The 24,790-nt window shown below is 75.4% G+C and carries 29 protein-coding genes; 13 read left to right on the top strand and 16 right to left on the bottom strand.

What is annotated here, in order from left to right; genetic code table 11:
* Positions 1–8: 8 nt before the first annotated feature.
* Complete coding sequence (locus BMY88_RS11890) at positions 9–1,439, bottom strand: NAD-dependent succinate-semialdehyde dehydrogenase (RefSeq protein WP_091943343.1); 1,431 nt, start codon at positions 1,437–1,439, stop codon at positions 9–11.
* A 333-nt stretch (positions 1,440–1,772) separates the two neighbouring features.
* Between BMY88_RS11890 and BMY88_RS11885 the strand changes: the two genes are divergently transcribed.
* Both BMY88_RS11885 and BMY88_RS11880 read left to right on the top strand, forming a co-directional pair.
* Entirely contained in the window at positions 1,773–2,519 is a 747-nt protein-coding gene (locus BMY88_RS11885; protein WP_091943341.1) for an SOS response-associated peptidase, read from the top strand.
* A gap of 43 nt (positions 2,520–2,562) precedes the next feature.
* The gene (locus BMY88_RS11880) at positions 2,563–4,038 is read left to right on the top strand and encodes a fused MFS/spermidine synthase (RefSeq protein ID WP_244524621.1); all 1,476 of its coding nucleotides are present in this window, start codon (positions 2,563–2,565) and stop codon (positions 4,036–4,038) included.
* An 18-nt stretch (positions 4,039–4,056) separates the two neighbouring features.
* Here the strand turns inward: BMY88_RS11880 and ybaK are convergent, their stop codons facing one another.
* Complete coding sequence (ybaK, locus tag BMY88_RS11875) at positions 4,057–4,530, bottom strand: Cys-tRNA(Pro) deacylase (RefSeq protein ID WP_091943337.1); 474 nt, start codon at positions 4,528–4,530, stop codon at positions 4,057–4,059.
* Between the two features lie 236 nt (positions 4,531–4,766).
* Between ybaK and BMY88_RS11870 the strand changes: the two genes are divergently transcribed.
* Positions 4,767–5,480 (top strand): sigma-70 family RNA polymerase sigma factor, encoded by a 714-nt coding sequence (locus BMY88_RS11870; RefSeq protein WP_280138714.1) that lies wholly within the window; start codon positions 4,767–4,769, stop codon positions 5,478–5,480.
* Positions 5,477–5,836: a mycothiol system anti-sigma-R factor gene (rsrA, locus tag BMY88_RS11865; RefSeq protein WP_091943333.1), complete on the top strand. Its 360-nt coding sequence runs from the start codon at positions 5,477–5,479 to the stop codon at positions 5,834–5,836. Before BMY88_RS11870 ends, rsrA begins: the two co-directional genes overlap by 4 nt.
* A 30-nt stretch (positions 5,837–5,866) precedes the next feature.
* On the opposite strand, the gene BMY88_RS24865 is transcribed toward rsrA, so the two are convergent.
* Positions 5,867–5,941 carry a 50S ribosomal protein bL37 gene (locus BMY88_RS24865; protein ID WP_099459150.1) on the bottom strand — a complete coding sequence of 25 codons (75 nt, stop codon included), beginning with the start codon at positions 5,939–5,941 and terminating at the stop codon, positions 5,867–5,869.
* 199 nt (positions 5,942–6,140) lie between these two features.
* On the opposite strand from BMY88_RS24865, the gene BMY88_RS11855 reads away from it, so the two are divergent.
* The 6 genes from BMY88_RS11855 (at position 6,141) to BMY88_RS11830 (ending at position 12,801) form a co-directional block, all read left to right on the top strand.
* Complete coding sequence (locus BMY88_RS11855) at positions 6,141–7,184, top strand: biotin carboxylase N-terminal domain-containing protein (RefSeq protein ID WP_091943329.1); 1,044 nt, start codon at positions 6,141–6,143, stop codon at positions 7,182–7,184.
* 60 nt (positions 7,185–7,244) lie between these two features.
* The gene (locus BMY88_RS11850) at positions 7,245–7,499 is read left to right on the top strand and encodes a biotin/lipoyl-binding carrier protein (RefSeq protein WP_091943327.1); all 255 of its coding nucleotides are present in this window, start codon (positions 7,245–7,247) and stop codon (positions 7,497–7,499) included.
* 223 nt (positions 7,500–7,722) lie between these two features.
* A complete protein-coding gene (locus BMY88_RS11845) occupies positions 7,723–9,207 on the top strand; it encodes a sensor histidine kinase (RefSeq protein ID WP_091943325.1) in 1,485 nt (494 codons plus the stop codon).
* 142 nt (positions 9,208–9,349) lie between these two features.
* Complete coding sequence (locus tag BMY88_RS11840; protein ID WP_091943323.1) at positions 9,350–10,045, top strand: hypothetical protein; 696 nt, start codon at positions 9,350–9,352, stop codon at positions 10,043–10,045.
* Between the two features lie 31 nt (positions 10,046–10,076).
* Entirely contained in the window at positions 10,077–12,176 is a 2,100-nt protein-coding gene (locus BMY88_RS11835; protein WP_139220463.1) for a sensor histidine kinase, read from the top strand.
* The gene (locus BMY88_RS11830; RefSeq protein WP_091943319.1) at positions 12,148–12,801 is read left to right on the top strand and encodes a response regulator; all 654 of its coding nucleotides are present in this window, start codon (positions 12,148–12,150) and stop codon (positions 12,799–12,801) included. The genes BMY88_RS11835 and BMY88_RS11830 overlap by 29 nt, the downstream gene beginning before the upstream one ends.
* Before the next feature lie 96 nt (positions 12,802–12,897).
* Here BMY88_RS11830 and BMY88_RS11825 read toward each other — a convergent pair whose 3' ends face one another.
* Together BMY88_RS11825 and BMY88_RS11820 are read right to left on the bottom strand one after the other, a co-directional pair.
* A complete protein-coding gene (locus BMY88_RS11825) occupies positions 12,898–13,146 on the bottom strand; it encodes a WhiB family transcriptional regulator (RefSeq protein ID WP_091943317.1) in 249 nt (82 codons plus the stop codon).
* Between the two features lie 342 nt (positions 13,147–13,488).
* Positions 13,489–14,511: a diacylglycerol/lipid kinase family protein gene (locus tag BMY88_RS11820; protein ID WP_091943316.1), complete on the bottom strand. Its 1,023-nt coding sequence runs from the start codon at positions 14,509–14,511 to the stop codon at positions 13,489–13,491.
* Between the two features lie 83 nt (positions 14,512–14,594).
* On the opposite strand from BMY88_RS11820, the gene BMY88_RS11815 reads away from it, so the two are divergent.
* Entirely contained in the window at positions 14,595–15,113 is a 519-nt protein-coding gene (locus tag BMY88_RS11815) for a hypothetical protein (protein ID WP_244524620.1), read from the top strand.
* Here BMY88_RS11815 and BMY88_RS11810 read toward each other — a convergent pair.
* The 7 genes from BMY88_RS11810 to sodN all read right to left on the bottom strand — a co-directional run bounded on the left by BMY88_RS11810 (position 15,110) and on the right by sodN (position 20,182).
* On the bottom strand, positions 15,110–15,892 hold the full coding sequence (locus tag BMY88_RS11810) for an HAD-IIA family hydrolase (protein WP_244524619.1): 783 nt from the start codon (positions 15,890–15,892) through the stop codon (positions 15,110–15,112). The two genes, BMY88_RS11815 and BMY88_RS11810, sit on opposite strands and share 4 nt — an antisense overlap.
* The gene (locus BMY88_RS11805) at positions 15,889–16,371 is read right to left on the bottom strand and encodes a GNAT family N-acetyltransferase (protein ID WP_091943314.1); all 483 of its coding nucleotides are present in this window, start codon (positions 16,369–16,371) and stop codon (positions 15,889–15,891) included. Before BMY88_RS11805 ends, BMY88_RS11810 begins: the two co-directional genes overlap by 4 nt.
* On the bottom strand, positions 16,368–17,195 hold the full coding sequence (gene pssA / locus BMY88_RS11800; RefSeq protein ID WP_091943312.1) for a CDP-diacylglycerol--serine O-phosphatidyltransferase: 828 nt from the start codon (positions 17,193–17,195) through the stop codon (positions 16,368–16,370). Before pssA ends, BMY88_RS11805 begins: the two co-directional genes overlap by 4 nt.
* Before the next feature lie 11 nt (positions 17,196–17,206).
* On the bottom strand, positions 17,207–17,872 hold the full coding sequence (locus tag BMY88_RS11795) for a phosphatidylserine decarboxylase (protein WP_091943310.1): 666 nt from the start codon (positions 17,870–17,872) through the stop codon (positions 17,207–17,209).
* Between the two features lie 35 nt (positions 17,873–17,907).
* A complete protein-coding gene (locus tag BMY88_RS11790) occupies positions 17,908–19,173 on the bottom strand; it encodes a PP2C family protein-serine/threonine phosphatase (protein ID WP_244524618.1) in 1,266 nt (421 codons plus the stop codon).
* A 58-nt stretch (positions 19,174–19,231) separates the two neighbouring features.
* Positions 19,232–19,645: a VOC family protein gene (locus BMY88_RS11785; RefSeq protein WP_091943308.1), complete on the bottom strand. Its 414-nt coding sequence runs from the start codon at positions 19,643–19,645 to the stop codon at positions 19,232–19,234.
* 132 nt (positions 19,646–19,777) lie between these two features.
* Positions 19,778–20,182 carry a superoxide dismutase, Ni gene (sodN, locus tag BMY88_RS11780; RefSeq protein WP_091943306.1) on the bottom strand — a complete coding sequence of 135 codons (405 nt, stop codon included), beginning with the start codon at positions 20,180–20,182 and terminating at the stop codon, positions 19,778–19,780.
* Between the two features lie 50 nt (positions 20,183–20,232).
* Between sodN and BMY88_RS11775 the strand changes: the two genes are divergently transcribed.
* Positions 20,233–20,616, top strand: coding sequence for a S26 family signal peptidase (locus BMY88_RS11775; RefSeq protein ID WP_244524617.1), 384 nt, complete (start codon positions 20,233–20,235; stop codon positions 20,614–20,616).
* Here BMY88_RS11775 and BMY88_RS11770 read toward each other — a convergent pair.
* Positions 20,613–21,212 (bottom strand): dTDP-4-dehydrorhamnose 3,5-epimerase family protein, encoded by a 600-nt coding sequence (locus tag BMY88_RS11770; protein WP_091943304.1) that lies wholly within the window; start codon positions 21,210–21,212, stop codon positions 20,613–20,615. The two genes, BMY88_RS11775 and BMY88_RS11770, sit on opposite strands and share 4 nt — an antisense overlap.
* Positions 21,213–21,264: 52 nt before the next feature.
* Between BMY88_RS11770 and BMY88_RS11765 the strand changes: the two genes are divergently transcribed.
* On the top strand, positions 21,265–22,452 hold the full coding sequence (locus tag BMY88_RS11765) for an NAD(P)-dependent malic enzyme (RefSeq protein ID WP_091943302.1): 1,188 nt from the start codon (positions 21,265–21,267) through the stop codon (positions 22,450–22,452).
* A gap of 65 nt (positions 22,453–22,517) precedes the next feature.
* On the opposite strand, the gene BMY88_RS11760 is transcribed toward BMY88_RS11765, so the two are convergent.
* Genes BMY88_RS11760 through BMY88_RS11750 form a run of 3 tightly spaced genes read right to left on the bottom strand, consistent with a single transcriptional unit; the run spans position 22,518 to position 24,786 of the window.
* Positions 22,518–23,228 (bottom strand): metal-dependent hydrolase, encoded by a 711-nt coding sequence (locus BMY88_RS11760; RefSeq protein ID WP_091943300.1) that lies wholly within the window; start codon positions 23,226–23,228, stop codon positions 22,518–22,520.
* Between the two features lie 50 nt (positions 23,229–23,278).
* Positions 23,279–24,604, bottom strand: a complete 1,326-nt coding sequence (locus BMY88_RS11755) for a multidrug effflux MFS transporter (RefSeq protein ID WP_091943298.1) — start codon at positions 24,602–24,604, stop codon at positions 23,279–23,281.
* Positions 24,601–24,786 carry a DUF6104 family protein gene (locus BMY88_RS11750; RefSeq protein WP_091943296.1) on the bottom strand — a complete coding sequence of 62 codons (186 nt, stop codon included), beginning with the start codon at positions 24,784–24,786 and terminating at the stop codon, positions 24,601–24,603. Before BMY88_RS11750 ends, BMY88_RS11755 begins: the two co-directional genes overlap by 4 nt.
* Positions 24,787–24,790: the final 4 nt, after the last annotated feature.

Genomic DNA, 24,790 nt, shown 5'->3' with positions numbered 1-24,790 from the left:
GGGTCCTTCTACTTCTTGGCCGGCAGGACGCGCACCAGCCGCCGGTTGGCGAACTCGAACATGCCCAGCTCGGAGAGCTCGCGGCCGTAGCCGGAGCGCTTCACGCCACCGAAGGGCAGCTCGGGGGAGGAGCCCGAGGGCTGGTTGATCCAGACCATGCCCGACTCCAGCCGGTCGGCGACGGCACGCGCCTTGTCCAGGTCGCCGGAGTAGACGACGGCCGAGAGCCCGAAGTCGCTGTTGTTGGCCAGCGCGACGGCCTCCTCGGCGTCCTTCACCTTGTAGACGACGGCGGCCGGGCCGAACAGTTCCTCGTGGTAGGCGCGCATCTCCGGCGTGACGTCGGCCAGCAGGGTGGCCTCGACGAAGGCACCGGGGTGATCGGGCCGGCCGCCCCCGGCGAGCACCGTGGCGCCCTTGTCGATCGCGTCCTTCACCTGCTCGGCGAGGTCCTGCGCCGCGCGCTCGGAGGAGACCGGGCCCATCGTCGTGGCGGGGTCGGCCGGGTCGCCGGGGGTGAACCCCTGGAAGGCCTGCTGCAGGCCGCCGACGATCTGGTCGTACACGTCCTCGACCACGATGATCCGCTTCGCGGCGATGCAGGCCTGGCCGGTGTTGGCCATGCGGCCCATCGTGGCGGCCTTGACGGTGCGCCCGAGGTCCTCGGCGTCGAGCACGATGAACGGGTCGCTGCCGCCGAGCTCGAGCACCGACTTCTTCAGGTTCCGCCCGGCGATCTCGGCGACGCTGGCGCCGGCCCGCTCGCTGCCGGTCAGCGTCACGCCCTGCACCCGACGGTGCGCGATCACCTGCTCGACGTCGGCGATGCGCAGGAAGACATTGGTGTAGACGCCCTCGGGCACGCCGGCGTCCCGGAACAGCCGCTCCAGGGCCAGCGCGCACTGCGGGTTCAGCTCGGCGTGCTTGAGCAGGATCGTGTTGCCCAGCACCAGGTTCGGGCCTGCGACCCGGACCACCTGGTAGAGCGGGTAGTTCCACGGCTCGATCGCGAGCAGGACGCCGACCGGCTCGTTGACGACGACGGCCTCCCCCTGCATCACGTCGATCTCGCGCGGCGCCAGGAAGTCCGGGCCCTTGTCCGCGTAGTAGGTGAGGATGCTGGCCGCGAGCTGGACCTCGCCCGCGGCCTCCTTGATGCGCTTGCCCATCTCCTTGGTGATCAGCGCGGCGAACTCGTCGGTCCGCTCGAGCATCAGCTCCGCGGCGCGGCGGACGACGGCGGCGCGGTCGGCGACCGGGCGGCGGCGCCACTCGAGGAAGGCGGCGTGGGCCTTCTCGACCACGCCGTCGATCTCGGCGGTGGGCAGGAAGTCGAACTCGGCCTCGGTCTCGCCGGTGTAGGGGTTGACCGTGGCGTACGTCCGGGCGTCGCCGGCGGTCTTCGGCTGCTGGGTGTCGGGCTGCTGTGTCGCGGTCACGGGTGGATCCTCGTCTCGTCCTCGATCGGCTCCCAGGACCCCTACCCGCGGCCCGGCCCGCCACGCACGCCGTCCGCCCGCCGGCTGGTCCCCGCCTCCGTGCAGAAGCGCGAAGTTGCCCGGGGGCGGAAGCGCAAATTGCCCGGGGGCGGAAGCGCGGAGTTGCCCGGGGGCGGAAGCGCAAAGTTGCCCGGGGGCAGAAGCGCGGAATTGCCCGGGGGCGGAAGCGCAAAGTTGCCCGGGGGCAGAAGCGCGGAATTGCACGGAGGGGCCGCTGTCGGTGGCCGCGGCTAGGGTCGGCGACGCCGGTGCCCGAGCAGGGAGGAGCGCCCCATGTGCGGTCGATACGCCGCCAGCCGCCGTCCCGACGACCTGGTGGTCGAGTTCGAGGCGGTGCCCGCCGGGGGGCAGAAGCCCCTGCCCCCCGACTACAACGTCGCGCCGACCAAGGACGTCTACGTCGTCCGGCACAAGCGCGAGCGCGACCCCGAGGGGGCCCTCACCGGCGGAGGGCACCGCGAGCTGCGCGCCGTCCGCTGGGGGCTGGTGCCCTCCTGGGCCAAGGACGCGTCCATCGGCAACCGCCTGCTCAACGCCCGCGTCGAGTCCCTCGCCGAGAAGCCGGCCTTCCGCCGGGCCGCCGCCTCCCGGCGCTGCCTGGTGCCGGCCGACGGCTGGTACGAGTGGGCCAAGCGGCTGGACCGCCCGGGCAAGCAGCCGTACTTCATCACCCCGGCCGACGGGTCGGTGCTGGCGATGGCGGGCCTGTGGGAGGTGTGGGGCGAGGGGGAGGAGCGGCTCTACACCTGCACGGTCGTCACCGCGCCCGCGCAGGGGGCTCTCACCGAGATCCACGACCGGATGCCGCTCGTGCTGCCCCGCGAGCGCTGGTCCGAGTGGCTCGACCCCGGGATGGACGACGTCGCGGCGCTCGCGCAGCCGACCCCGCCGGAGCTCGTCGAGGGCCTCGAGCTGCGCCCGGTGAGCCCGATGGTGAACAGCGTCAAGAACAACGGCGCCCAGCTGATCGAGCGGTCGGAGTCGGTCGGCGAGCCGGCGGACCAGCCCGCGCTCTTCTGAGGTGGGCCGGCCCGCTCCGACGACCGGCGCGCTCCCCGGATGGGTGGCCGCCGGCCTGACCTTCCTCTCCTCCGGCGCGGTGCTCGTGCTCGAGATCGCCGGGCTGCGGCTCATCGCCCCCTACGTCGGCATCACGCTGCAGACCAACACCGCGGTCATCGGCTTCGCGCTGGCCGCCATCGCCGTCGGCGCGTGGGCCGGCGGCAGCCTGGCCGACCGCGTGGACCCGCGGCGGCTCATCCCGCCGCTGGTGGTCGCCGGCGGCGCGCTGGTCATCGCGGTCCTGCCGCTGGTCCGGTTCACCGGTGAGGCGTTCAGCGGTGGGGACGCCGGCAGCGTGCTGCTGCTGGCCTTCGTCGCGATCGTCGTGCCCGCGGCGCTGCTCTCGGCCGTGCCGCCGATGGTGGTCAAGCTGCAACTGGCCAGCCTCGCGGAGACCGGCGCCGTCGTCGGCCGCCTCTCGGGCATCGGCACCCTCGGCGGGATCGCGGCCACCTTCGGCACCGGCTTCGTCCTGGTGGCGCTGTTCCCGACCAGCGGCATCCTGGTCGGCACCGGCCTGGTCACCGTCCTCGCCGGCGTCGCGGCCGCGGTGTACCTGCGGCGGTCCTCCGGCAGCACCGGTCGCCGCACCGCGGGCCTCGTGGTCCTCGCCGTCGCCGGCACCCTCCTGGCCGCGCTCGCGCCGAGCCCGTGCGAGGAGGAGACGGCCTACCACTGCGCCCGCGTGGTGGCCGATCCCGACCGGCCGACGGGCCGGCTGCTGCTGCTCGACACGCTGCGGCACTCCTACGTCGACCTCGCCGATCCCACGCACCTGGAGTTCGAGTACGTGCGGGCGATCGCCTCGGTGACCGACGTCGTCGCGCCCGCGGGCGAGCCGCTGTCGGCGCTGCACCTCGGCGGGGGCGGGCTGACCGTGCCCCGGTACCTGGCCGCGGTCCGCCCGGGCACCGAGAGCCTGGTGCTGGAGGTCGACCCGGGCGTGGTCGAGATCGACCGGGAGCAGCTGGGCCTGCGCACCTCCGAGGCGCTGGCCGTGCGGGTGGTCGACGCCCGCATCGGCCTGGACGACGAGCCCGCCGGCGGCCGGGACCTCGTCGTCGGCGACGCCTTCGGCGGGCTGTCGGTGCCCTGGCAGCTGACCACGGTCGAGGCGCTGGAGGCCGTCGACGCCGCGCTGGCGGACGACGGCGTCTACGTCGTCAACCTCATCGACCACCCGCCGCTGGACTTCGTCCGCGCCGAGCTCGCCACCCTCGGCGAGGTCTTCGGCGAGGTGGTGCTGCTCGCCCGGGCGCCGGTGCTGGCCGGGGAGGACGGCGGCAACGTCGTCGTCGTGGCGGCCCAGCGGCCCCTCCCGGTCGAGGCGATCGGCACCGCGCTGGCCGGGCGCGACCTCGGCTGGCAGGTCGTCGAGGGCGCGGAGCTGGCGGAGTTCGTCGGCGACGCGCAGGTGCTGACCGACGACGAGGCGCCGGTCGACCAGTTGCTCACGCCCTACGGCGCCCCCGGCTGACGCCCGGTCCGGAGGCGGTCAGCGGCCGATCGGGCCGGTGCGTGCCCGGGTGAGCCGGACGAGCTCGGCGGGCGGGAGCTCCACCTGGAGGCCGCGCCGGCCGGCGCTCACCAGCACCGTGTCGAAGCCGAGCGCCGAGTCGTCCACCACGGTCGGCAGCGCCTTGCGCTGTCCCAGCGGGCTGATGCCCCCGAGCACGTAGCCGGTCGTCCGCTCGGCGTCGGCGGGGTCGGCCATGACCGCTCGGCGGCCGCCCGCCGCGGCGGCCAGCGCCTTCAGGTCGAGGCTGCCGGCCACCGGGACGACGGCGACGGTCAGGACGCCGTCCACGCGGGTGACCAGGGTCTTGAACACCTGGCGGGCATCGGCGCCGAGCGCCGCGACGGCGGCCTCCCCGTGCCCCTGGTCGTCAGGATGCTCCGCGTCGTAGGGGTGCAGGGTGTGCGCGACCCGGGCCTTCTCGAGGACCCGGACCGCGGGGGTGGCCGCCACGGCGGGGCAGCCTAGCCAGCGGCCGGCGACATCTGCCGCCGGTTTCGTCGCCGGACGGGAATCGGCTCCGGATCCGCCCGGTTGCACCGGCCGTGAGCAGCATCCTCCCGACCGCCCGTACGCGCGCCGGCGCCGGTCCGGCCGTGCACCGCCGTCCGCCGGGCCGCCCCGATGCCGCGCGACTAGGATCGTCCGAGGTGACACCCCGCGTCCGGGGTGCGCAGAGAGGACGGTCGGTGGCCCTGGAGCCCGCGAGCACGACCCCGGAGGATCCGACGGCTGCCGAGGCGGCCTCGCTCGCGCAGCCCGGTACCCCCGTGGAGGTGCCCGAGGCCCGCGAGGGTGGCAGTCGCACCGAGGTCGCCGAGACCCGTGCCGAGCGTGACGCCCGCTTCGAGCGCGACGCCCTGCCCTACCTCGACCAGCTCTACCCGGCCGCGCTGCGGATGACCCGCAACCCCGCCGACGCCGAGGACCTGGTGCAGGAGACCTTCGTGAAGGCCTACTCGGCCTTCCACCAGTTCGCCGAGGGCACGAACCTCAAGGCGTGGCTGTACCGGATCCTGACCAACACCTACATCAACAGCTACCGCAAGAAGCAGCGGCAGCCGCAGCAGTACCCCACCGACGAGATCCAGGACTGGCAGCTGTACGCGGCCGAGGAGCACAGCTCCAGCGGCCTGCGGTCGGCCGAGATCGAGGCGCTGGACCACCTGCCGGACTCCGACATCAAGGAGGCCCTGCAGCAGCTGCCGGAGGATTTCCGGCTGGCGGTCTACCTCGCCGACGTCGAGGGCTTCGCCTACAAGGAGATCGCCGAGATCATGGGCACGCCCATCGGCACGGTGATGTCCCGGCTGCACCGCGGCCGCCGTGGGCTGCAGAAGCTGCTGGCCGACTACGCCCGTGAGCGGGGCTTCGTCCGCGCGGGTTCCGGGGAGGCGTCGTGAGCGAGCACGCGGACCACGGGCACGACGAGGACGAGGTCGGGATCGACTCGTGTGACGACGTCCTGACCCACGTCTTCGAGTTCCTCGACCACGAGACGAACGACGCCCGGCGGGCCGTCATCGCCGAGCACCTCGAGGACTGCTCGCCGTGCCTGCGCCAGTTCGGCATCGAGCAGGAGTTCAAGGCGCTCGTCCGCCGCCGCTGCGGGGGCGACGCGCCCCCGATGGGGCTGCGGGACCGGATCAAGATGCAGCTGACCACCGTCTCCTTCGAGGAGGACGGCACCACCGTCAGCGTCGAGCGGATCACGACCGAGGTCGTCACCGAGCGGAGCGCCGAGCGCCCCACCGCCTGAGCGGCGGGGCGCCCGCCCGAGCGCCCTGTTTCAGGCGTTGGGCCGCTTGCCGTGGTTGGCCTTGCTCCCCTTGCGGGAGCGACGCTTGCGTCCACGCTTGGACATCGCTGCCCTCCTTCCCTCGCTGGTGCCGGAGACGACCGGTCGGGCGTCTCGATCGCCACGGGCGTGTCCGGGGGGCCGGGTGTGCGGCCGCCCGGCGGACCCGCCAAGCTGACCGGGCAAGCCTCTCACGGCCCGGGCGGGGGACCGCGCCGGACAGGGGTGGGCGGGCACGGAGCATCGGGGGAGGGGACCGCAGGCGGTGGCGCAGTTGGGGATCGAGAGCGTGCTCGTGGCCGGTCGTGGCCCGGCGGCGTGCGCGGTCATCGCCGCCTGCGAGCGGCTGGAGGTCAAGGCCGTCGCCGTCCATTCGGAGGCGGAGCGGCACGCGCTGCACGTGCGGATGGCCGACGACGCCGTCCTGCTGGGGCCGGCGCCCGCGAGCGAGTCCTACCTGGCGGTCGACCGGATCGTCGAGGCCGCCCGCCGCAGCGGGGTCTCCGCCGTCCTCCCGGTGCCGCCGGCGCTGGCCGGCAACGCCCGGCTGGCCGGGGCGGTCGTGGCGTCGGGCCTGACGTGGGTCGGTCCGGGAGCGGCGGTGCTCGAGCGGCTCGGTGGGGACGGCGTGGAGCCGGCGAGCGAGCGCGGCCTGCTGGCGTGGGTGACCGACGACGGGCTGCGCTTCGCCACGCCGGTCACCCGGGACCGCGCCGCCGGGATCGCCCGCGTCTCCTGGACGCCCGAGGAGTCACCTCCGCTGCCCGCCGCGGCGCACCGCCTGGTCGAGGTCGGCTGGCGCGGCCTGGTCACCGTGGGGGTCGACCCCGACGGGGAGCTGGCCGAGGTGGCGGCCGGGTTCTCGCTGGACATGGCGGTGCTGGAGCGGGCGCACGGCGTGGACGCCGTCGAGCTGGCGCTGCGCAGCGCCTCGGGCACCGCGGCCGGCGCGGGGCCCCGCGTGGACCCGCCGCGGTCCGCCGTCGCCGTCCAGCTCCGGTCCACGCTGGCCCCGGGGCGCGCCGGGCGCGTCACCGGGCCGCTGCCCGGCGGCGGCCGGCCGCGGAGCCGGGGGCGGGCGCTGGACGTGGTGGCCACCCGGGGCTACGAGCCCGGCGACCGGCTCGACGGCTGGTACGACGCCCTGCTGGCGACGGTCAGCGCCGGTGCCGTCGACGTGCCGACGGCGGCGCGCGCGGCCAGCGAGGCGCTCACCGGCCTGGGCGAGATCGGGGTGCCGCACGACGGCGCCGAGGTGTGCGCGGTGCTGGACCGGCTCGCCTCCGGACACCCCGCGCCCGGCAGCTGAGCGAGGATCCGCCCGCTGAACCCGCAGGTCCGGTCCGCCCGTGCCACCGGCAGTGGTTGGATGAACCACAGCGTCGAGGTGGGGGAGGTGCCGGTGGCGGTCGAGGAGATCCACGCCGAGATGGTGTCCAGCGTCTGGAAGGTGCTGGTGGCTCCGGGGTCGCAGGTCGCCGCGGGCGACACGCTGGTCATCCTCGAGTCGATGAAGATGGAGATCCCCGTGCTCACCGAGCGGGCCGGCACCGTCGCCGAGCTGCACGTGATCGAGGGCGAGGTGCTCCAGGAGGGCGACCTGATCGCCACCGTCACCGTCTGACGGGCCCCGCTGCAGGGGCCCGCCGCGAGCGTGCGAGTGGGGCAGTGGGGTCCTTCCGTCGCGCTGCCACGACCCGGTCGCCCAGCCGGGTCAGGTACTCCGGCGACGCCGGCTCCTCGTCGCGGTGGACGCCGACGGTCAGCTCGCGGATCCGGTGCAGCGGCCCCCGCACCGCCGAGCTCGCGGCGGTCACCCGCAGGTGGGGCCATAGGCTCCGGGCACCATGAGCAGCCTCTCCGATCGCCTGACGCGGGGCGCGGCCACGTCGCCGTCCCAGGCCGACCACGCCCGCCGGCTGGTGGCCGACTGGCAGCTGCTGGCCGACCTCTCCTTCGCCGACCTCACCCTCTGGGTGCCGCTGCGGTCGGGCACGTGGTGGTGCGTGGCCCAGGTCCGGCCGCTGACCGCGCCCACGAGCCAGCCCGACGACCTGGTCGGCAGCGAGATCGCGGGCGAGGACGCGCAGCCGTTCGAGGTGGCCCACCGCGAGGGCCGGCCGGTCACGGAGGGGGAGCCGGACTGGTCGGGCATCGCCCCGCGCCGCCGCGAGGTCATCCCCGTGCGCCACGACGACGTCGTCGTCGCGGTCCTGGCCCGGGACACCAACCTGGCGGTGACCCGGTCGCCGTCGACGCTGGAGCTCACGTACCTCGACATCGCCGCCGACCTCTGCCTCATGGTGTCGGCCGGCACCTTTCCGCCGCGCACGGTGCTCGACGCCGAGCTCAGCCCGCGGGTGGGCGACGGGCTGGTCCGCCTGGACGGCGCCGGACGCGCCGTCTACGCCAGCCCCAACGCGCTGTCGGCCTACCGCCGGATCGGGGTGACCGGCGACGTCGTCGGTGCGGACCTCGCCCGGCTGAGCCGGGAGGTCGCCGCGGACCGGGTCGCCGCCGAGGCGGTCGCGGCCGGCATCCGGGCCGCCGTCGCCGGCCGCTTCCCCGAGCTCACCGACCTGGAGGGCACCAGCGCCACGATGCTGGTGCGCGCGCTGCCGCTGCAGGCCCCGGGCGGCGAGGCGGGCGCGCTCGTGCTCGTCCGCGACGTCACCGACGTGCGCCGCCGCGACCGCGCGCTGCTGACCAAGGACGCGACGATCCGCGAGATCCACCACCGGGTGAAGAACAACCTGCAGACCGTCGCCGCGCTGCTGCGGCTGCAGGCGCGGCGGCTCACCGAGCCCGCCGCCCGCGCCGCGCTGGAGGAGTCCGTGCGCCGGGTCGCCTCCATCGCGATCGTGCACGAGACCCTGGCAGGCAGCCGCGAGGACGTGGTGGACGTCGACTCCGTCCTCGACCAGGTGCTGCCGATGCTCGGCGACCTGGCCTCGGTCGGCCCGGCCGCGCACACCTCCCGGGTCGGCGCCATCGGGGAGCTGCCGGCGGCCGCGGCCACGCCCCTCGTGCTGGCGGTCACGGAGCTGCTGCACAACGCCGCCGAGCACGCGTTCCCCGACGGCGAGAGCGGGAACATCCGGCTGGAGGCCGAGCGGGACGGCGACAACCTCGTCGTCCGGGTCCGCGACGACGGCTCGGGCCTGCCCGCGGGCTTCGACCCGGCCGCCACCGACGGGCTCGGCCTGCAGATCGTGCGCACCCTGGTCACCAGCGAGCTGGGCGGCGAGCTGTCCATGGGCGCCCCGGCCGACGGCGGTGCCGGTACCGAGGTCGTGCTGCTCCTGCCGGGGGCAGGGCGCCCCCGCCGCTGACCCGCCCGGCGCCGGTCCCGCCCCGGGCGCGCCGCCGCCGTGTCCCCCGGATGTCCCGGGCGGCCGGGACGCACCGCCCCATGCGGCCGGGTCACCTCCGGCGCGAGGGTCGCCTCCCCAGCCCGGCCCGAGGAGGACCCCCGTGACCGCTCCGCACCCCGCCCCCGCTCCGCCGCTGGCCCCGCCGGCGCTGCTCCCGGCCCCGCCGGCCGGCCGGGCATGGGCCTGGACCGGTCTCGCCGGCGCCGTCGTCGGCCTCGCCGGCCTCATGGTCACCGGCAACACCTACGACGCGTCCACCGGCGTCGTCTCCGACAACGACGCCCTGCTGGCGGCGGTGACCGACAGCGCCGGCCTGGTGTGGGCCCAGCAGGTGGTGTGCGCCGTGGTGGCCGCCTGCTTCCTCGTCTTCGCCGCCGGGCTGCGCCGCGCCCTCGCCCGGCAGGAGCCGGCCGGCAGCCTGGTGCCCGGCCTGGCGGCGGCCGGCGTGGTCGTCACCGCCGCGGCGGTGCTGGTCGGCGGGGGCATCTCCACCGAGCTGTACTGGGCCCTCGCCGGGGACCAGCCCTTCGACCCGGACACCGTGGGCGCCCACCTCGCGCTCTACAACACCCTTCCGTGGCTGTGGGCGGCGCTGGGCGTCTCGGCGGCGGCGGTGGCCGTCGGCGGCCTCCGGCACGGCTCGGTGGGGCGCCCGACCGCCGTGTTCAGCCTGGTCATGGCGCTGCTGCTGGCCGCGACGCAGGCGTTCCCCGTGCAGTACGTGGCGGTCGTCCCCGGGGGGCTGTGGGTGGCCGGCACGGCACTGTCCGCCGCGCTCGGGCGCCGGCGGGCCTGATCCGGGCGCGCCGACCGCTACCGTGCGCGCCGTGTCGTCGACCGTGGCCGGCCGCCGCGCCCCCCTGGCGGTGGGCCCCGTGGCGGCCGTGCTGCCGGTCACGGCGCTCGTGCTCCTCCTGGCCGTGGCCGGGACGGCGCTCTCCCTGTCCGCCGGCGGGCCGGGGCCGGACGGGCTGCAGCTGCTCCCCGTCGCGGTGTGCGCGGTCACGGGGGGCCTCGTGGCACGGTCGCGTCCGGCGAACCCGCTGGGCCACCTGCTCCTGGGCAGCGCGGCCTGCTTCGCCCTGCTCGAGGCCTGCGGGCAGCTGGCCCTGCGGCAGCCCGAGGGCTCGGTCGCGGCCGCGGTGCTGGGCTGGCCCCAGACCTGGCTCTGGGTGCCGGCCAACGCGCTGCTGACCGTCACCCCGGTGTTCTTCCCCGACGGCCGGATCGCCCCCGGCTGGCGCCGGCCGCTGCGGGCGTTCACCGTGGTCATGGCCGCCGCCGCGGTCGTCTCGGCGCTGCGCCCGGGGCGCGACGAGCAGCTCGGCGTCCCGGGCCGGCCCAACCCCCTGGGCGTGCCGGGGCTGGGGCCGGTGGCCGACAGCGTCGGCGGGGTGTGCACGGTGGTCGCCGCGGCCTTCCTGGTGACGGCGGGGGCGGACCTGGTCCGCCGGGTGCGGCGGGCCCCCGCCGGCTCGCGGCTGCGCCAGCAGGCCGAGTGGCTCGCCTACGCCGTCGGGATGGCCGCGCTCCTCGTGGCCGTCCGCTTCGCCGGGGGGCTGGCCGACGACGACCCCTCCGCGCTGTTCCCGCGAGGCCTGGGCTGGGAGGTCGTGGGCGCGCTCGCCGCGTGCCTGCTGCCGGTGGGCCTCGGGGTGGCCGTCGTCCGCCACCGGCTGCTCGACATCGACCGGCTGATCAGCCGGACCGTCGTGCTGGTCGGGCTCTCCGCTGCGGTGGCGGGGCTGTACCTGGCCGGGGTGACGGCGGCCGGCGCGCTGCTGGGCGGCACCGTGCGGCTGCCGGCGTCCCTGGGCGCGGCGGTGCTGGCGGCGGTGGCACTGGCGCCGGTGCGCAGCGGGCTGCAGCGCCGGGTCGACCGGCTGCTGTACGGCGAGCGCGGCGACCCCTACGCCGTCCTGGCGCGGCTGGGCCGGGAGCTGGAGTCCGCGCCGAGCGCGGTGTCGCTGCCGGCGGCCGCCGAGACGGTCCGCGACGCGCTCCAGCTGCCCGGCGTGGGCGTCGACGCGACGGGCGCCGAACGGGTCACCGCCGGCGTCCTGCCGGTGGACCCGGTGGCGCTCCCGCTGCTGTCGGGAGGGGAGCAGGTGGGCCGGCTGCTGCTCGCGCCCCGCCCCGGCGAGGCCACGCTGGGCCGACGCGACCTGCGCGTGCTGCGCGACGTCGCGCCGGGGATCGCGGGGGCGGTCCGTGCCGGCCGGGAGAGCGAGCGGGCCGGGCGGCTGGCCGCCGACCTGCAGCGCTCCCGCGAGCGGCTGGTGCTGGCCCGGGAGGAGGAGCGACGCCGGCTGCGGCGCGACTTCCACGACGGCCTGGGTCCCGTGCTGGCAGGCCTGGCGATGCGGGCCGAGACCGCCCGCGAGGTCGAGGACCCGGCCGTGGTCCGGCAGCTGCTCGACGAGGTGGCCGAGGACGCGCGGACGGCGCTGGCCGACGTCCGCCGGCTCGTCGACGGGCTGCGGCCCCCGGCGCTGGACCACCTCGGCCTGGCCGGCGCGCTGCGCGCCGCGCTCGCCGGGCGCCCGCGGTCGGGGACCCCGGTCGTGCTCGAGGTGCCGGAGCCGCTGGGCCCGCTGCCCGCCGCGGTCGAGGTCGCCGCCTACCGGATCGCCGTGGAGGCGGTCGCGAACGTCGACCGGCACGCGGGCGCCACGGCGGCGCGGGTGCGGCTCACCGAGGACTCGGGCCGGCTGCGGGTGGAGGTCAGCGACGACGGCCGCGGCAGCGATGGCAGGCCCGGCAGCGGCGTGGGGCTGGCCTCGATGCGGGAGCGGGCGGCGGAGCTCGGCGGGGGATGTAGCGTCACCCGCCGCGCGGGCGGGGGCACCGTCGTCCGCGCGGATCTGCCGCTGGAGCCCGGGGAGGACGGGGGAGACCGTGGAGCGCATCCGCGTCCTGCTGGTTGACGACCACGCGCACTTCCGCGCCGGGCTGCGGGCGCTGCTGGCCACCGCTGCCGACCTCGAGGTCTGCGGCGAGGCGGCCAGTGGCGAGGAGGCCCTGGCCGTCGTCGGCCGGACGACGCCGGACGTGGTCCTGCTCGACCTCGGGATGCCCGGGATGGGCGGGGTCGCCGCCACCGAGCGGCTGGTCGCCGCCAGCCCGCACGCCCGGGTGCTGGTGCTGAGCATGTCCGACGACGACGACTCCGTGTTCGCCGCGCTGCGGGCCGGGGCCCGGGGCTACCTGCTCAAGGGCGCCGGGCGCGGGGAGATCCTGCGATCGGTGCGCGCGGTGGCCGAGGGGGAGGCGATCTTCGGGCCGAGCATCGCGCTGCGACTGGCGGCGTTCTTCGCCACGCCCCCGGCCACGCCCGCCGAGCCGTTCCCCGAGCTCACCGCGCGCGAGCGCGAGGTGCTGGACCTGGTGGCCCGGCACCGGACGAACCCGCAGATCGCCGACGCCCTCGGGGTGAGCAGCAAGACGGTGCGCAACCACGTGTCCAACGTGTTCGCGAAGCTGCAGGTGGCCGACCGCGCGACCGCCGCGGAGGTCGCCCAGCGCTCGGGGCTCGGCGGCGGGACCCGCTGAGCGGTGCGGACGCGCGAGAGGCCGGCCCGGGAACCCGGGCCGGCCTCTCGCGGAAGTGCTGTGGTGCCGTCTCGCTGCGGTGCCGAGGTGCCGGTGTCAGGCGCGGACGCGGGTCCGGGACTGGCGGCGCTTGAGAGCGCGGCGCTCGTCCTCGGAGAGCCCGCCCCAGACACCCGAGTCCTGACCCGATCGCAGTGCCCAGTCCAGGCAGGACTGGACGACAGGGCAGCGTCGGCACACGGCCTTGGCCTGCTCGACCTGCACCGTGGCGGGGCCCGTCGTGCCGATCGGGAAGAACAGCTCCGGGTCCTCGTCGCGGCAGAGGGCGCGGTGGCGCCAGTCCATGGTGGTGTGCTCCTCGAAGTCGTCTACGGTGTGCCGGGTCGGGCCGCTGTGTCCGGGCGTCTGCGCGCCGGCACCGATGCTCAGTGCCGTCCTTCAGCGACCGCCTGCTTTTGTTACCGGCAGGTTGCGTTCCTGCCGCGATGTTTTCACGGCACAGACGCCTGTCAAGCGCATCGGGGGCCTGGTGCGACCCCTCGTGAGCAAGCTCACCACGCCCGTGATAGAGCCGCCACTCGGCCGGGTCGAACCGTTGACAACGGGGGCGCGACGTGCGCTCGAACGGCCCGATTCCGGCCGTTGGGGGCGGTTCCCGGCGCAGCCGCGCGGGAACGCAGCTGGGGGCTAGGCGACGACGCGGAGGGCGGCCGGCACCGAGCGCAGCCGCAGGCCGGTGGCGGTGCCGAGGTGGTCGCCGTCGAGCTGCCAGCCCTGGGGGCGGGTAGCGGTGAGGGTCAGCTCGGGCAGGTCGTGCCACCGGTGCACCCGGCGGCCGGAGCTGCCCGGGCGGGGGCTCATGACCTGGCGCAGCTCCCGGAGCATGCCCACCGAGCCCATGCGGCCGAGCGCGAAGACGTCCAGCGCCGAGTCGAACGAGGCCTCCGGGCTCGGATTGATCGGGCGGGCGCCCAGGTAGGTCCACGGGCTCACGTTGGAGACCAGGCAGAGGAACACCCCGCTCCGGGGCGGCTCGCCGGGCACCTCGACCGTCACGGCGGGCCGGCGTCGCTCCCGGCCCAGCAGGAACGCCCTCGTCGCCTCCTTGACGTAGAGCGCGCCGGTGGAGCGGCGGCCGCGGGCGCGCTGGGTCTCCACCCGGGCGATGACCTCGGCGTCGAAGCCCAGGCCGGCGGTGAAGACGAACCACCGCGGGTCGGTCCACCCCGGGTGCGCGGCGGCGTCCCGGGCGGCCACGGCGGGTGCGGCCGCGGGATCGATCGGCTCCGCGGGCGCGCTGCTGGTGCCCGACGCGCTCGCGGTGCCGAGGGAGACCCGCCGGGTGCGCCCGGCGCGGATGCTGTCGATGATCTCGGCGGTGGCCTCGACCGGGTCGCGCGAGCGGCCCAGGGCGCGCGAGAAGACGTTGGTCGAGCCGCCCGGGACGACGGCGAGGGTCGGCACGCGGGCCCCGGGCCCGGAGTGCAGCAGGCCGTTGACGACCTCGTTGACCGTGCCGTCGCCACCCAGGGCCACGACGACGTCCACGCCGTCGGCGCACGCCTCCCGCCCGAGCTCGCGGGCGTGCCCGCGGTGGGTGGTCTCGGCCAGGTCGACCTTCAGCTCGCTGCCGAGGGCGCCCACGAGGACGTCGCGCACCTTGGTGTTGGTGGAGGTCGCCGCGGGGTTGGCCACCACGAGCGCACGCATGCGGCCCAGGCTAGCCACGAGGGGCGCCGTCCCCGCCCAGGAGGACGCCGATCCTGTGACCGCTGACGCGTAGCCTCGCTCGTGTGACGCAGGAGAGCGGTGCGGCGGGGCGCCGGGAGCGGTCCGGCCCCCAGCGGCGCGGGAACCGGGTGGACCGGCTGCTCGGTGGCGCGGCCGATCAACCGGCGCCGGCGCCGGCCCGGGACCGCGCAGAGGCGCCGGCCGCCGTCCGCCGGGCCGCGCTCGTCGTCGCCCTGGAGGCCGCGCTGCTGCTCGGCGGCGCGCTCGTCCTGCTGTACCTGACCGTGACCGGCTCGCCGCGGAGCACGAGCAACGCCGTCGCCGAGGTCGTCCTCGCCGCGCTGTTCGGCGCCGTCACGGCAGCGGCGGCGATCGGCCTGTGGCGGGTCTCGCCCTGGGCCCGCGGCCCCGTCGTGGCGCTGCAGCTGATCCTCGCCGCCCTGGCCTACACCGCGTTCACCGCCGGCCGCCCGGAGTTCGGCATCCCGGTGCTCGTCCTCGTGGCCGCGGAGCTCTACCTGCTGGCCACGCCCGAGGCGCGGCTCGCGTACTTCCAGCGCTCGGAGGGGCCGGACCGCTAGACCAGCTCGACGACGTCCGCGATCGACGGGAGCACCCGGCCGGGGCGGAACGGGAAGCGGGTCACGTCGCCGATCCGGGTCGAGCCGGTGAGCACGAGGATCGTGTCGAGGCCGGCCTCGATGCCGGCGACGACGTCGGTGTCCATCCGGTCGCCGATCATCACGGTGCTCTCCGAGTGCGCCTCGATCCGGTTCATGGCGCTGCGGAACATCATCGGGTTGGGCTTGCCGACGAAGTACGGCTCCGAACCGGTCGCCTTGGTGATCATCGCCGCGACGGCGCCGGTCGCCGGCAGCGGCCCCTCGGCCGACGGGCCGGTCGCGTCGGGATTGGTCGCGATGAACCGGGCCCCGGCGTCCACCAGGCGGACGGCGCGGGTGATCGCCTCGAACGAGTAGGTCCGGGTCTCCCCGAGGACGACGTAGTCCGGAGCGACGTCGGTGAGCGTGTAGCCCGCCTCGTGCAGGGCCGTCGTCAGCCCCGCCTCGCCGATCACGTAGGCCGAGCCGCCGGGCAGCTGGCCGGCCAGGAAGTCGGCCGTGGCCAGCGCGGACGTCCAGATCGACTCCTCGGGCACCTGCAGCCCCGAGCGGGCCAGCCGCGCCGCGAGGTCGCGCGGCGTGAAGATCGAGTTGTTGGTCAGCACGAGGAAGCGCCGCTGCCGCTCGACCAGCCGGGCCAGGAACTCCGCGGCGCCGGGCAGCGCCTGACCCTCGTGCACCAGCACGCCGTCCATGTCGGTGAGCCAGCACTCCGCCGGCTGGCGCCCGATGGTCACCGGGCCCGCCGGTCGGCGGCGAAGCCGGCGAGCGCGTCGTCGGTCAGCCGGAAGACGGTCCACTCGTCCATCGGTACCGCCCCGGCCGCCTCGTAGAACGCGATCGAGGGGGCGTTCCAGTCCAGCACCGACCACTCCAGGCGGCCGTAGCCGCGCTCGACGCACAGGTCGGCGAGGGTCCGCAGCAGCTCCCGGCCCAGGCCTGCGCCCCGGTGCCCTGGCTGCACGTACAGGTCCTCGAGGTAGATGCCGTGCGTGCCGCGCCAGGTGGAGAAGTTGAGGAACCACAGCGCCGTGCCCACCACCTCGCCGTCGACCTCGGCCACGTGGCCGAACAGCGCGGGGGAGTCGCCGAACAGCGCCGCGGCCAGCTGTTCCTCGGTCATCCGCGCCTCGTCGGGGAGCTTCTCGTACTCGGCCAGCTCGCGGACCAGGCCGACCACGGCCGGGACGTCGTTCGGGCGGATGCCCCTGATCACGTGAGCAGCTCCCGCACGCGGGCGGGCACCAGCCGGGCGAACGGGGACAGCGCCGGCACGAGGACCGGCGCGAGCAGGTAGCCGTAGGCGAGCACGCACCCGGTGATCACCGGCACCGTCGCGAAGCCGATCGCCATCACGATCGCCGCGGCGACCAGCCCGTAGGGGCGGCCGCTCTTCGGGCTGACCAGCGAGCGGAACGACCGGAACCGGATGGTGCTGACCATCAGCAGGGCCGGCACCGCCACGATGAGCAGGACCCAGAGCCGGTCGCGGCCCTGCATCTGGTCGCCGAAGGCGAACACCGACGCCAGGACGACGCCCGCGGCGCCCGGGCTGGGGATGCCGGTGAAGTACCGCTTGTCGGCCGTCGGGTCGATCGTGGTGTTGAAGCGGGCCAGCCGGATGGCCGCGCAGGCCACCCACAGGCCGCAGACCACCCAGCCCAGCGGGTCCCATCCGTCGCGGCCCTCGGAGAACAGGGTGAAGGCCAGCAGGGCGGGGGCCACCCCGAACGAGACGAGGTCGGCCAGGGAGTCGAACTGGAGGCCGAACGGCGTCACGGCGCCGACCAGCCGCGCGACCGCGCCGTCGGTGATGTCGAAGACCACCGACAGGCCGATCAGCACCGCGGCGAGCGTGTGGTCGCCGCGGATGGACACCAGGATGGCGACGAAACCGCACATCATGTTGGCCAGCGTGAACAGGCTGGGCAGCGTCGCCAGCGCCCTCCGCCGGGTGCCGCGCACCGAGCCGCGGACGAACTCGACCGTCGCCGTCCGCCGGGTCTGCGGCGGGCGTGCCCCCGACGCGGAGCTGGGCATCGTGGCGCTCCTCAGCCGGCCGCGGGCCAGCGGGCGATGACGGTCTCGCCGCCGCGCACGCGCTGGCCGGTGCGGACGGTGAGCTCGCACTCCGGGGGGACGAAGACGTCCATCCGGGAGCCGAACTTCATCAGGCCCATGCGCTCGCCGGTGGCCAGGTGCTGCCCGACCCCGGTACGGGTGACGATGCGGCGGGCGAGCACGCCGACGATCTGGCGGAAGACGACGGTCCGCCCGGCCTCGCGCAGCCACAGCTCGCTGCGCTCGTTCCGGTGCGCGGACTCCTTGCGGTAGGCGGCGAGGAAGCTGCCCTTGCGGTAGGAGCTCTCCACCACCTCGCCCGAGTACGGCGAGCGGTTGACGTGCACGTCGACGACGGAGAGGAAGACGCTCACCTGCTGCCAGTCCCCGGGTGGCGCGACGCCCTCCTGCGGCTCGCCGGCGACCATCACCACGCCGTCGGCGGGGGAGACGACGTCGTCGGGCGCCGGGACCTCGCGGTCGCAGCGCCGGTCGGGGTCGCGGAAGAACAGCGTCATGTAGGCGGCGAGGCCGACCAGCGGCCACGCCGCGCGGCGGGGCCAGCGGCGGCCGGTGACCGACGCGGCGGTCGACAGGACGGCGGCGGGGGCCAGTGGACCCGCGATGAACGGCCAGCCGGCGGGGTCGATGCGCATGGTGGTCCCCACGCTACCGGGACGGCGCCCGGCCCTCAGGAGTGCGACGTCGGGACCGGGCCGGATGCCCGCGCGGGATCCGCTCCGTGCTCGGTGTCGCGGCGCCGCTGCGGACCGCCGAGCCAGTCGAGGCAGAGCATCGTCGCGTCGTCGCGCAGGTCGCCGCCGGTGGCCCTGAGGACGGCGCCCCCGAGCTCGTGGACGACCTCGCGCGGGTGCAGGTCCGCGGTGTCGGCCAGGGCGGCCGCGACGTCGAGCGAGGCGGCGTTGCGCTCCTGCATGCCGTCGGTGAGGAAGACGAGCCGGTCGCCGGGCTCGAGCGGGAACGACTGGACGCGGAACGGGGTCTCCGGCGTGACGCCGAACGGCGGGTCGATCGCCAGCTCGACCTCCTCGACGCGGCCGTCGCGCAGCCGCAGGGGGAACGGGTGGCCGGCGTTGACGATCTGCGCGGCCGCCGTCCGCAGGTCGACGCGCAGCAGCTGGCCGGTGACGAACTGGCCGGGAGTCGCCTCGGCGGCCAGTGCCCGGCCGGCGTAGGCCGCCTGCTCGGCGAGGTCCATTCCCCGGCGGCGCCCGTTGCGCAGGCCGCCCACGAGCAGCGTCGCCAGCAGCGCGGCCGGCACCTGGTGCCCGACGGCGTCGCTGATCGACAGGTGCAGGCAGCTGCGGTCCAGCGTGTAGTCGAAGGTGTCCCCCCCGACGGACGCGGCGGGCTCCAGCCAGCCGGCGAGGGTGAACTGGCCGGCCTCGCACGTGTACGCCGCCGGCAGCAGCCTCCGCTGGATCTCCGCAGCCATCGCGAACGGTGCCGAGCGCTGGCCCCACTCGAACAGGTCCGTGTGCCGGCGCGCGGCGATGACGACGTACCCCAGCGCATGAGCGGCGGTGCAGACCTCGGCGACGACGTCCGGCGGGGGCTCGGTCGGGAGGACGAATTCGAGCAGCCCGATCGCGTCCCCGCGGTCGGTCACCGGCGCCGTCACCCGCCACGCGTCGTCGACCGGCTCGACCTCGGGCTGCTGGGACCGCAGGACGCGTTCGAAGCGGCTCCCGGGCAGGGGCACGGTCTCCGCCCGCTCGACCCCCGTGCTCCGGGTGCCGTCCCGCCCGTTGGCGACGGTGCTGAGCCGGACGATCGCGCGACCGCTGAAGTCCGCGATCAGGAAGCTGACCTCGCGCGCGTCGGCCATTTCGGCGAGCGCGGCGGCGACGGCGTCCACCGCCTCGACCGGAGCCGCCGCCTCGACCAGTTCGAGCAGCGTGCCGACGTCGATGCCGTCACCTCGTCCCACCGTCACGCCCCTGTTCGTCCGCGCGCACGTTACGCCCGTGGCGCCCCGAACGGCGCGGCACGCGTCAGGGAGCGGGGGTGGACGCGTTGACCAGCCAGCGGATCCCGAAGCGGTCGGTGACCTGCCCGAAGGTGTCGCCCCACATCTGCGTCTCGAACGGGACGTCGACGGTGCCGCCCTCGGCGAGGCCCGCGAAGTAGCGGCCCAGGGTCTCGGCGTCGTCACCGGAGATCGAGCACGAGACCTTCGCGCCGCTGGTGTCCGGATCGCTGCCGTCGGAGGCCATCAGCTCCAGCCCGTCGTCGGTGCGCAGGAAGGAGTGCATGACGCCGTCGTCGGGGTACTCGCCCCCGCCGCCGCCGCCGGCGTCCCCGAAGGTCATCACGTCCAGCCGGCCGCCGAGCACCGAGCGGTAGAACTCCATCGCCGCGCGGGCGTCGCCGGAGAAGTGCAGGTAGGGGGTGAGCCGGATCGCCATGGTCGCTCCTCGGTGGGTCGGACGTCGGGGTGCAGACCGGTCGCGCGCGCCGAACTCATCGCCCCGGTACCGGGAAACGCCACCGGCCGGCGACCCCGGAGGGTCACCGGCCGGTGAGGGTCTGGACCGGACTCAGGCCGCGGCCTTCGTCTCCCAGAAGATCTTGTCGATCTCCGCGATGTAGTCGAGCAGCTTCTGCCCCTCGGCGGGGTCCATGCTGCCCTTGCCGCCGGCCGCTCCGGCCTGCTTGGTGGCCTTGTTGAACAGCTCGTGCAGCTGCGGGTACTTCTCGAAGTGCGGTGGCTTGAAGTAGTCGGTCCACAGCACCCACAGGTGGTGCTTGACCAGATCCGACCGCTGCTCCTTGATCAGGATGGCGCGGGTGCGGAAGGCCGGGTCCTCGTTGGCCTGGTACTTCTCCTGGATGGCCTTGACGGACTCCGCCTCGATGCGGGCCTGGGCCGGGTCGTACACGCCGCAGGGGAGGTCGCAGTGCGCGGTGGCCTCCACGGCGGAGAGCATGCGGAACAGACGCATGGACGTGCCTCCGGAACTCGTGGTGTGGGTCGTCTGGGACCCTACTCGCGGTGAGCAGCTCGGACAGCGGGGAGGCAGCGGTCTCCTCCCTGGTCACGCCCTGGGTGCTGGCCCGGGTGAGTGGTCCGTCGATGTCGCCGACCGTCCGCTCCGGTGACCGGCTGCTGGTGCGTCGGGTCCGCCCCGGCGGCCGGATCCGCTCCGGCGACGTCGTCCTGGCCCGGTTCCCGACCCGGCCGGAGCTGCTGGTGGTCAAGCGGGTCGTGCACCCGCTGCCCGGCGGTCACTGGGTGGAGGGCGACAACCCGGTGGTGACCGACGACAGCCGCGCGTTCGGCGTCGCCGTCGTCGTGGGGCGGGTGGTGACCCGGCTGTGGCCGCGACCCGGCCGGCTGGACCCCCGCCCGCCGGACGCCGGGGACCTCGGCGACTAGGCCTGCCGCTGGGCGTACCGGGCGGCGCACTCCGCCATCGTGGGCAGCAGGCCCTGCTCGCGGGCCTGCGCCAGCGTGGGGGCGGCCGCGTCCTTGGCCGACAGCTCGAACTCCAGGTCCCCGGGCCACGGGAGGTCCAGCTCCGGGTCGAGGGGGTGGACGCCGAACTCACGGGTGGGGTCGTAGCCGCTGGACACCAGGTAGGTGACGGAGCTGCCGTCGGCCAGCGCCACGAAGGCGTGCCCGAGCCCCTCGGCCAGGTACACCGCGCGCGGCTGCTCGCCGTCGAGCAGCACGGCCTCGGAGACGCCGAAGGTGGGGGAGCCCACCCGGACGTCGACGACGACGTCCAGCACGCGCCCCGCCGGGCAGTAGACGTACTTGGCCTGACCGGGCGGCACGAGCGCGAAGTGCACCCCGCGCAGCACCCCACGCGCGGAGACGCTGTGGTTGGCCTGGGCGAGCGGCAGCGCGGATCCGGCGGCCTCGGCGAGCAGGTCGGCGCGGTACCACTCGGTGAACCGGCCGCGGGAGTCACCGTGGGACACCAGGTCGATGACGTAGGCGTCGGGCACGGCGAGCTGGCGGATGTCCACGGGGCGCACCGTAGCGAGGGGTCTGCGGCGGGGCGATTACGCTGCCGTGTCCATGGACAGCTTCGACGCCGCGCAGCCCCCCGACCGTTTCGCCGACGACCCGGCGTTCGCGGTGCACGAGGGCGGCAAGCTGGTCGTCCGGTCCACGCGCTCGATCGATTCCATCGCCGACCTGGCCCTCACCTACACCCCCGGGGTCGCCCGGGTGAGCAGCGCGATCGCCGCCGAGCCGGAGCTGGCGCGGCGGTTCACGTGGGCGCCGCGCACCGTCGCCGTCGTCTCCGACGGCACCGCCGTCCTGGGCCTGGGCGACATCGGCCCGGCCGCCGCCCTGCCGGTCATGGAGGGCAAGGCCTGCCTGTTCAGCGAGTTCGCCGGCCTGTCGGCGATCCCGGTGGTGCTGGCCACCACCGACGTCGACCGCATCGTGGAGACCGTCGTGGCGATCGCGCCGTCCTTCGGCGGCATCAACCTCGAGGACATCAGCGCGCCGCGCTGCTTCGAGGTGGAGGAGCGGCTGCGGGAGGCCCTGGACATCCCGGTCATGCACGACGACCAGCACGGGACGGCGATCGTCGTCCTCGCCGCCCTGCGCAACGCGGCGAAGGTGGTCGGCCGCGAGCTGGGCAGCCTGCGCGTCGTCGTGTCCGGTGCGGGCGCGGCGGGTGTGGCATGCACCAAGATCCTGCTGGAGGCGGGCGTCGCCGACATCGCCGTCGCCGATTCGCGCGGGGTGCTGCACACCGGCCGCCAGGACCTGACGCCGATCAAGCGCTGGGTCGCCGAGAACACCAACCGGGCCGGCTACGCCGGGACGATGGCCGGCGCGCTCGCCGGCGCCGACGTCTACCTCGGCCTCTCCGGCGGCTCGGTGCCGGAGTCGGCGGTCGCGTCGATGGCGCCGAACTGCATCGTGTTCTCGCTGGCCAACCCGATCCCCGAGGTCGACCCGCAGATGGCGGCGAAGTACGCGGCCGTCGTCGCGACCGGCCGCAGCGGGGAGCCGAACCAGATCAACAACGTGCTGGCGTTCCCCGGCGTCTTCCGCGGCGCGATCGACGCCGGCGCCAAGCACATCACCGAGGAGATGAAGCTCGCCGCCGCGACGGCGATCGCCGACGTCGTCGGGGACGACCTGCGGGCGGACTACATCGTCCCGAGCCCGCTGGACCGCCGCGTCGCCGAGGCCGTCGCCGCCGCCGTGGCCGCCTGCGCGAGGCAGCAGCACGTCACGGTCTGAGCCAACCCGTCGTCTCGACCCTCGCTGACGCTCGGGTCGAGCCTCGGGACGGGGCCGACGCGGCGCTAGCGGGCCAGGACGTCGGCGATGAAGGGGTCGAGTGCGTCCCGGATGTCGGTGTTGGCGTAGAGGAACCACAGCGCGGCGAGCACGAACGCCGGCACCAGCACCGCCTTCTCCAGGAACGCCCCGGTGTGCATCGGGGTGAGCACCAGCCGGCACCGGTGGACGATCCAGATCAGCGGCACGGGCACGCCCTGGCGGGTGATCATGTCGCCGGCGATGTGGACGAGCGAACCCACGCCCACGGCCCACGGCAGCCACATCGGTTGCGGCATGTGGTCCAGCAGCAGCCACGCGCCGGCCCAGGCCAGCACGAGGTTGCCGATGACGGTGTTCTCCGCGCGGCCCGGGATGATGAAGTGCAGCGCACGCAGCGCCAGGCCGATGGCGAGCGCCACGAACAGCAGGCTGGACCAGTAGGCGTTCGCCGCGGCCATGGCGAGCGCGCCGAACGCCAGCGGGGCGATCACGGCGTCGTGGGTGCCCCAGCGGTGCCCCTGGGCGAGCCGGCCGATGGCGGCCGACGGCACGTCGGTGAGCGGACCCCACATGTCCGAGACCGTGGAGTTGTGGGTGTCGAGGTCGGGGAGCATGGCGAATCCGCCGACGGCGGCGACCCAGGCGACCTGGGCGACGGTGCCGTCGACCGGGGCCCAGGGCAGCGTCGCGGCGCCGACGGCCAGGCCCGACAGGGCGTGGGAGTGACCGAGCACGCGCGCAGGGTGCCCCGCCGGGGACCGTCGGCGGGGGAGGCGCGCGGAACTCAGGCGGACGGCGGTCCGGCCGGCCGGCCCGTCGTCGCCCGGGTGCCGGCGTCCGCCGCCTCGGGACCCGGTGCCGCGGGATCCCGCACGAGGGGCGCCGGGTCCGCGGCCGGCTCGGGTACTCGCGGGGACGGCGTCCGGCCGGCGAGCGCGGTGGCGGCCAGCAGGCCCACGGCCGACGACCCGGTCATGACCACCACCATCGGGAGCAGGGAGCCCCCCTCGCCCAGACCGGCCAGCGGAGCGATCAGGCCGCCGACGGCGAACTGGGTGACGCCGAGCAGGGCCGACGCGGTCCCGGCGCTGGACGCCGCACCCCCCATCGCCAGGGCGGTGGCGTTGGGCATGATCCAGCCGGTCGCGGCCACCACGAGGCAGAGGACGGGCAGCACCACGGGCAGTCCGGCGTCGGCGAGCGCGGCGCCGACGAGGACCGCGCTGCCGGCCAGCTGGACGCTCAGCCCAGCGACCAGGAGCCGGCGGGGACCCCACCGGCCGACCAGGGTCCGCGACAGCTGAGCGGCCAGCATGATGCCGATGCCGTTGCCCGCGAAGATCAGGCTGAACTGCTGGGCCGAGAGCCCGTAGCCGTCCTGCAGCGTGAACGACGACGACGAGATGTAGGTGAACAGCGCGCCGAAGCCGAAGCCCTGGGCGAGGACGAACCCCGCGAAGAGGCGCCGGCCGAGCAGCTCGCGGGTGGCGGCCACCGTGGTCCGCAGCCCGCCGACGGCCCGGCGCTGCGGGGGCAGCGTCTCCGGCATGCGGGCCAGGCAGGCCAGCAGCAGGGCGACCCCGATCAGGCACAGCACGACGAACAGCCCGCGCCACGGCGTGATCCGCAGCAGCTGGCCGCCCAGCAGCGGGGCGAGGACCGGCGCGGCCGTGCTGACCGAGGCCAGCAGCGCGAACACCCGGGCGGCCTCGATCCCGGAGTACTGGTCCCGGACGATCGCGCGGGCGATGACGATCCCGGCGGCGCCGGCCATGCCCTCCAGCGTCCGGGTGGACAGCAGCAGCCACACCGACGGCGCGAAGGCACTCAGCAGCGTGCTCAGCGCGTAGACGCCCAGGCCGAGCAGCAGGGGACCGCGCCGGCCGAAGCGGTCCGACAGGGGCCCGGCCACGAGCTGGCCGACGGCGAGACCGATCGCCGTCGCGGTCAGAGTGAGCTGGATCGTCGACTGGCCGCTGCCGAGGTCCTCGCCCACGACGGGCAGGGCCGGCAGGTAGAGGTCCATCGACAGCGGCGCGATCCCGGACAGGGCCGCGAGCAGCAGCAGGGGCGCCAGGACACCGGTCGGAGCGTCGGGTGCCCGGCTCATTCCTCGTCGTCGTCGCCGGCGCCGCCGCGGGCCAGCCACGTGGCGAGCCGCTCGACGGGCACCTCGAACTCGGGGTGCTGGTCGACGAAGGCCTGGAGCTGGTCGGCCAGCCAGGCGAGGGAGACCTGCTCCTCGCCCCGCCGGTCGACCAGCTCCTCAAGCCCGCGATCGGTGAAGTACATCAGC

Source organism: Trujillonella endophytica (assembly GCF_900110555.1).
In the GTDB taxonomy this organism is placed as follows: Bacteria; Actinomycetota; Actinomycetes; order Mycobacteriales; family Geodermatophilaceae; genus Trujillonella; species Trujillonella endophytica.
This window is presented reverse-complemented; position numbering and strand designations above follow the sequence as displayed.

Bases quoted from the DNA above. Each gene is read 5' to 3' on its own strand.
- pssA (WP_091943312.1), bottom strand. From the start codon at position 17,195: ATGCCCAGCTCCGCGTCGGGGGCACGCCCGCCGCAGACCCGGCGGACG.
- BMY88_RS11755 (WP_091943298.1), bottom strand. From the start codon at position 24,604: ATGAGCCGGGCACCCGACGCTCCGACCGGTGTCCTGGCGCCCCTGCTG.
- BMY88_RS11820 (WP_091943316.1), bottom strand. From the start codon at position 14,511: ATGCGTGCGCTCGTGGTGGCCAACCCCGCGGCGACCTCCACCAACACC.
- BMY88_RS11765 (WP_091943302.1), top strand. From the start codon at position 21,265: ATGGACAGCTTCGACGCCGCGCAGCCCCCCGACCGTTTCGCCGACGAC.
- BMY88_RS11795 (WP_091943310.1), bottom strand. From the start codon at position 17,872: ATGCGCATCGACCCCGCCGGCTGGCCGTTCATCGCGGGTCCACTGGCC.
- BMY88_RS11750 (WP_091943296.1), bottom strand. From the start codon at position 24,786: ATGTACTTCACCGATCGCGGGCTTGAGGAGCTGGTCGACCGGCGGGGC.
- BMY88_RS11845 (WP_091943325.1), top strand. From the start codon at position 7,723: ATGAGCAGCCTCTCCGATCGCCTGACGCGGGGCGCGGCCACGTCGCCG.
- BMY88_RS11850 (WP_091943327.1), top strand. From the start codon at position 7,245: ATGAACCACAGCGTCGAGGTGGGGGAGGTGCCGGTGGCGGTCGAGGAG.
- BMY88_RS11825 (WP_091943317.1), bottom strand. From the start codon at position 13,146: ATGGACTGGCGCCACCGCGCCCTCTGCCGCGACGAGGACCCGGAGCTG.
- BMY88_RS11785 (WP_091943308.1), bottom strand. From the start codon at position 19,645: ATGGCGATCCGGCTCACCCCCTACCTGCACTTCTCCGGCGACGCCCGC.
- sodN (WP_091943306.1), bottom strand. From the start codon at position 20,182: ATGCGTCTGTTCCGCATGCTCTCCGCCGTGGAGGCCACCGCGCACTGC.
- BMY88_RS11885 (WP_091943341.1), top strand. From the start codon at position 1,773: ATGTGCGGTCGATACGCCGCCAGCCGCCGTCCCGACGACCTGGTGGTC.